This is a genomic window from Thermus sp. (assembly GCF_056332225.1).
In genome coordinates, this window is sequence record NZ_JBWGQW010000070.1 from 1 (window position 1) to 5,379 (window position 5,379).

General features: G+C 69.0%; 6 protein-coding genes and 2 pseudogenes. 1 reads left to right on the forward strand and 7 read right to left on the reverse strand.

Annotated features, from left to right (window positions below; all coding sequences use genetic code 11):
- The 4 genes and pseudogenes from nadA to AC01Y6_RS09330 all read right to left on the reverse strand — a co-directional run.
- Positions 1 to 198: pseudogene (gene nadA / locus AC01Y6_RS09315) on the reverse strand (quinolinate synthase NadA); the annotation flags it as partial.
- A gap of 1 nt (position 199) precedes the next feature.
- Positions 200 to 610: a type II toxin-antitoxin system VapC family toxin gene (locus AC01Y6_RS09320; RefSeq protein WP_347242076.1), complete on the reverse strand. Its 411-nt coding sequence runs from the start codon at positions 608 to 610 to the stop codon at positions 200 to 202.
- A complete protein-coding gene (locus tag AC01Y6_RS09325) occupies positions 594 to 839 on the reverse strand; it encodes a ribbon-helix-helix domain-containing protein (protein WP_347242075.1) in 246 nt (81 codons plus the stop codon). The genes AC01Y6_RS09320 and AC01Y6_RS09325 overlap by 17 nt, the downstream gene beginning before the upstream one ends.
- Positions 840 to 864: 25 nt before the next feature.
- A pseudogene (locus tag AC01Y6_RS09330) lies at positions 865 to 1,293 on the reverse strand (nicotinate-nucleotide diphosphorylase); the annotation flags it as partial.
- A gap of 137 nt (positions 1,294 to 1,430) precedes the next feature.
- On the opposite strand from AC01Y6_RS09330, the gene AC01Y6_RS09335 reads away from it, so the two are divergent.
- Positions 1,431 to 2,936: an alkaline phosphatase gene (locus AC01Y6_RS09335; protein ID WP_428720699.1), complete on the forward strand. Its 1,506-nt coding sequence runs from the start codon at positions 1,431 to 1,433 to the stop codon at positions 2,934 to 2,936.
- On the opposite strand, the gene AC01Y6_RS09340 is transcribed toward AC01Y6_RS09335, so the two are convergent.
- From AC01Y6_RS09340 to AC01Y6_RS09350, 3 genes are all read right to left on the reverse strand, one after another.
- Complete coding sequence (locus AC01Y6_RS09340; protein ID WP_476671248.1) at positions 2,933 to 4,318, reverse strand: cobyrinate a,c-diamide synthase; 1,386 nt, start codon at positions 4,316 to 4,318, stop codon at positions 2,933 to 2,935. The two genes, AC01Y6_RS09335 and AC01Y6_RS09340, sit on opposite strands and share 4 nt — an antisense overlap.
- Before the next feature lie 4 nt (positions 4,319 to 4,322).
- Positions 4,323 to 4,922 carry a protoglobin domain-containing protein gene (locus tag AC01Y6_RS09345; RefSeq protein ID WP_476671249.1) on the reverse strand — a complete coding sequence of 200 codons (600 nt, stop codon included), beginning with the start codon at positions 4,920 to 4,922 and terminating at the stop codon, positions 4,323 to 4,325.
- 28 nt (positions 4,923 to 4,950) lie between these two features.
- Positions 4,951 to 5,379, reverse strand: a 429-nt coding sequence (locus tag AC01Y6_RS09350; RefSeq protein ID WP_476671250.1) for a cob(I)yrinic acid a,c-diamide adenosyltransferase, incomplete at its 5' end; no start/stop codon positions are given.

Sequence of the window (5,379 nt, forward strand, 5' to 3'; positions counted from 1 at the left end):
GGGGCGGATGCTTTCGGCGAGGGAGCAGCCCGCCTCGAGGTCGGGGAGGAGGATGGTCTTTTCGGGGTTAAGCCCAACGAGTCCCCCACGAAGTCCGCCACCTCCTACCTCGGGGAGCTGGTAGGAGCGGGCCAGGATGACGGCGTTGCGCTCCCGCTTGAGCTTCAGGACCTCTTGCGCCAGGGCTTCCCCACGCATCCTAATGTAGGGCCTCCCCTACGGAGACGAAGCCCTGTTCCCAGAAGTGCTCGTCGTAGGCGAAGGCCTTTTCCAGCCGCCTTTCCCGCATGAAGAGGAAGCTCGTCCAGTCCACCAGGCTCACCTCCCGCCTGCCCGAGGCAAGGAGGGCCGTGAGAGCGGCGCGGTGCAGGGCCTCGTCCACGGGCGCTACCTCCACCACCCCCATGAGGTCGTGGACCAGGGCCCGCACCGCCTCCACGCCGAGCCGCCTTTGGACTAGGGCCACGCTCTCCACCACCACGTAGGCGTGGGTCGTCAGCGGCCATCGGGCCTCGAGGAGCTCCCGGAAGGTCCGGGCGGCCTCCTGGTGGTGGGCGTCGTCCCGGTCCAGAAGGGCGTAGAGGGCCGAGGTGTCAAGGAAGACGGCCAAAAGCCTCCTCCAGATACCGGTCGTGGGCCTCGCTCACGTCCCCTCGGCCGGAGGCGAAGCGGCCCAGGGCGAGGAGGGCCCGCCTGGCCTTGTCCTCGTAGCCCTCCTCCTCCAAAAACCGCTCCACTGCCCGGCGCACCAGCTCCGCCAGGGAAACCCCTTCCGCGCGGGCCTTGGCCTTGAGCCGCGCCCACTGGGCCTCGGTGAGCTGCACCTGGGTGCGCACCATGCCATCATGATAGCACACATTGCCATCATGGGTGCACCACCAGGAGGGAGAGGTCCAAGGCCTTGGCCGAGTGGGTGAGGGCCCCCACGGAGACGTAGTCCACCCCGGCCTCCGCCGCCGCCTTCGCCCGCTCTAGGGTCATGTTCCCGCTCGCCTCCAGGGGGACCCGCCCCCCCACGCGGCGCACCGCCTCCCTTAGGGCCTCGAGGGGGAAGTTGTACCTTGTGGTAGTGGGGGGCCTTCGCCTTGGCCCGCCGCACCGCCTCGCCCACGCCCCCCGCCGCTCGGACGTGGTTCTCCTTGAGGAGGATCCCGTCAAATCCAGGGCGCGGAACCCCGGGGTGGTCTTGCGGGCGTCCAGGACCTGGGCCTTGGTGCCCGCCAGGGCCTCCACGTAGGCCCGGGTCAGGGTGGCGATCCCGGAAAGCCTCTGCAGAAGGTTGAGGGCGAGCCTCGGTTTCTCCATTTGTGTAAACGTTCACGATAAAATCTGCACGTGAAAACTCTCCCCACACCAGAAACAAACCCCGGCTCTCGGAGCCTGACGGCGCTCTGACAAAAGCGTGGTGAAGTGAAGCCGGGGTGATAGGGATGAAAAGAAGGGACCTCCTCAAGACCACAGCCCTTATAGGAGGGCTGGCCCTCGCGCCCAAGGGTTTGACCCAGGGAGCTCCCCAGAACCGGCCCTCTCTGGGCCGCAGGTACCGCAACCTGATCGTCTACGTTTACGACGGGTTCTCCTGGGAGGACTACGCCATCGCCCAGGCCTACGCCCGCAGGCGGCAGGGCCGGGTCCTGGCCCTGGAGCGGCTCCTCAGCCGCTACCCCAACGGGCTCATCAACACCTACAGCCTCACCAGCTACGTCACCGAGTCCAGCGCCGCGGGGAACGCCTTTTCCTGCGGGGTGAAGACGGTGAACGGGGGCCTAGCCATCCACGCCGACGGCACCCCCCTCAAGCCCTTCTTCGCCGCCGCCAAGGAGGCGGGGAAGGCGGTGGGCCTGGTGACCACCACCACCATCACCCACGCTACCCCGGCGAGCTTCGTGGTCTCCAACCCCGACCGCAACGCCGAGGAGCGGATCGCCGAGCAGTACCTGGAGTTCGGGGCCGAGGTCTACCTGGGGGGCGGCGACCAGTTCTTCAACCCCGAGAGGCGTCAGGACAAAAAGGACCTCTACGCCCTCTTCGCCCAGCGGGGCTACGGGGTGGTGCGCACCCCTGAGGAGCTTTCCCGTTCCAACGCCAGCAAGCTCCTCGGGGTCTTCTCCTCCAGCCACGTGCCTTACGAGATAGACCGCCGCTTCCAGGGGGTGAAGGTGCCGAGCCTCAAGGAAATGGTGCAGGCCGCCTTGCCCCGCCTCGCCGCAAGCCGCCAGGGCTTCGTCCTGCAGGTGGAAGCGGGCCGGATCGATCACGCCAACCACCTGAACGACGCCGGGGCCACCCTTTGGGATGTCCTGGCCGCCGATGAGGCCCTGGAGCTCCTCACGGCCTTCGTGGACCAGCACCCGGACACCCTCCTCATCCTGGTTTCCGACCACGCCACCGGGGTGGGCGGCCTCTACGGGGCGGGGCGGAGCTACCTGGAAAGCTCCCGGGGGATTGACCTCCTCGAGGCTCAGCGGGCGAGCTTTGAGCACATGCTCCGGGCCCTTGGAAACTCCCCCGAGGCAAGCCAGGTCAAGGAGGCCTTCCGGGCCATGAAGGGGGTGGCCCTCACGGACGCCGAGGCGGAGACGGTGGTGCGGGCCATCCGGGAGAAGGTCTACTGGCCCGAGGGGGTGCGGCACGGGGTCCAGCCCGCCAACACCCTGGCCTGGGCCATGGTGCAGCGGGACGCCCGGAAACCCGACCGGACCAACATCGGATGGTCCTCGGGCCAGCACACGGCAAGCCCGGTGGCTCTCCTCCTCTACGGCCATGGCCTCCGCTTCGTGAACCTGGGCCTCGTGGACAACACCCACGTCTTCCGCCTCATGGGGGAGGCTCTGGGAATCCGGTACGAGAACCCGGCGATGTCTGAGGAGGAGGCCCTGGAGATCCTCAAGAGCAAGGCCCAGGGCACGCTCCACCCCCAGGACGCCTTGGCCTAAGGCCCCCCGGCTCCTCCTTCCTTGCCCCCGCCTAAGGGCGGGGGTCCCTTTTCCCCCGGCCCCGGATCCCAGCCCCGAACCGCGCCTTCCGCCACGCTCAAGAAGCGCTCCGCCGCCCCCCTGAAGGCGGGCAGGTAGAGGTGGACGAAGCTCGCGAGGACCCGTCCGTCGGTGAAGCCCTCCACCTCCTCTCCCCCTACCCGGCGCCAGGCGGGGCTTGGGGAGGAGGGCAGGCGGGCATAGTGGAACTCGTGCCCCTTGAGGCGGTCCCCCTTTCGCGCCACGGGACTATCCCTCAGGGCCTCCACCTCCCGGTAGCCGAGGACGGGCCTCTCCGCCATGCGGGCCTCCCCCGGCACGAGCCCCACCATGGGGAAAAAGCCCTCCCCCACCCAGAGCCCCCGGGCCAGGTACATGTACCCCCCGCACTCGGCCACCACGGGGCCGGGGAAGCGGCGGATGGCCTCCCGCAGGGCCACGTTCGCGGAAAGCCTCTCGGCGAAGAGCTCCGGGTAGCCGCCCCCGAGGAGGAGGGCGTGGGCTTTGGGGAGGGCTTCGTCCTCGAGGGGGCTGAAGGGGACGAGCTCCGCCCCCAAGGCCTCCAAAAGCTCCAGGGCCTCGGGGTAGTAGAAGGCGAAGGCCCGGTCCCAGGCGTAGGCCACCCGGGCCCGGGGCGGGCGCCTTTCCGGGAGGAAGGGCGGGACCTCGGGAAGGGGCGGGGTGGTGGCGGCGAGGGCCAGCACCCTTTCCAGGTCCACGCGGAAGGCCCGCCGCAGGGCCTCGAGGGGCGGGGCCACCTCCCCGGCCAGGACCAGGCCCAGGTGGCGCTCGGGGAGGGCGAGGGCGGGGTCTTCGGGAAGCCAGCCGAGGAGGGGAAGGCCCACGGCCTCGAGGGCCTCCTTCAGGATTCCCGCGTGGCGCTCCGAGCCCACCCGGTTGGCGAAGACCCCCACCACCCGCACCCCGGGGCGGAAGTCCCGGAAACCCTGGGCGAGGGGGGCGATGGAGCCCGCCATCCCCCTGGCGTCCACCACCAGGGCCACGGGGGCCCTAAGGAGCCTCGCCACCTGGGCGGTGGAGCCCACCTCTCCCCTGGGGTCCTTCCCGTCAAAGAGGCCCATCACCCCCTCTATGAGGGCGAGGTCCGCCCCCCTCGCCCCGTGGCGGAAGAGGGCGAGGAGGCCCTTTTCATCTAGGAAGAAGCCGTCCAGGTTGTAGGGCCTCCGGCCTGAGGCCTTCTCCAGGTGGGTGGGGTCAAGGTAGTCCGGCCCCACCTTGAAGGGCTGCACCCTTAGGCCCCGCTCCCTCAGGGCCAGAAGAAGGGCCAGGGAGACCGTGGTCTTTCCGGCGCCCGAGTGGGGAGCGGCGAGGAGGAGGCGCACGGCCTCACCGGGGGGTCAGGGCCTGCAGGAGCCTCGCCGCCTCCGCCTGGGCCAGGTTTCGGAAATCCCCGGGTTCTTTCCCTAGGGCCTCGGCCAGGGCCTCCAGGTAGGCGTCCAGGTACTCCTCCGAGATGAGGGCAGCCACGGTGAAGGCAAGCCTCCGCCAGGACCCCTCCAGGGCTCGGGCCTCCTCCAAGGGGAGGGCCTCGTGGGCCCTCTGGACCACCTGCTCGGTGATCCAGTTCCACATGCTGGTCATCATGGCGTTGGTCACCCCACGCCGCACATGAACCAACCCCACCAAGGCCTGCCAGGCGAAGTACTGCCCGTTGAAAGGCCCCGCCAGTGTGCGGAGGTACCAGTCCCTTAAGGTCTTCTCCCGGAAGGGCCTCTCCCCTTCCCTGAAAAGGGCGCGGGTAGGCGGATGGGCGAAGAGGGTGTCGTAAAAGCCCCGGACTAAGTCCTCGGTAAGGCCCTCCAGTAAGGCGCGGTGGCGAGCCAGGACCTTCCCATCCTCCACGGGACGGAAGCGGGCTTGGGGCGGGAGTTGGGCCCAGATTTCCTGGGCTATGCCGTAAAAGCGGGCCAAGGTTTTCTCCGTCATCGCCTAAAGCATACCTCCAAGGAAACCCCTAGTGCTCTATTCCCCTCTGGGCCGGTACCCCCAGGTCAAAGGCGTGCTTCACCTTCCGCATCTCCGTCACCGTGTCGGCCAGGGCCAAGAGGGCCTCGGGGGCGCCCCGGCCCGTCACCACCACGTGGACGTGGGGCGGCCTCGCCCTCAAGACCTCCAGGAACTCCTCCAGGGAGACCCAGCCGTAGCGCAAGGGGTAGGTGGCCTCGTCCAGGACCACGAGGTCGTAGGCCCCGGAGAGGAGGGCCTCTTTCGCCCGCGCCCATCCCTCTTGGGCAAGGAGGGCGGAGCGGGCGAGGTCCCGGCTCTTCCAGGTGAACCCGTCCCCCAGGCCTTCTATGGGGATGCCGAGGAGGGCGAAGGCCCGGTGCTCCCCGAAGCGGGCGGTCTCGTGCTTGAGGAACTGGAAGATCCGCACCTTTAGCCC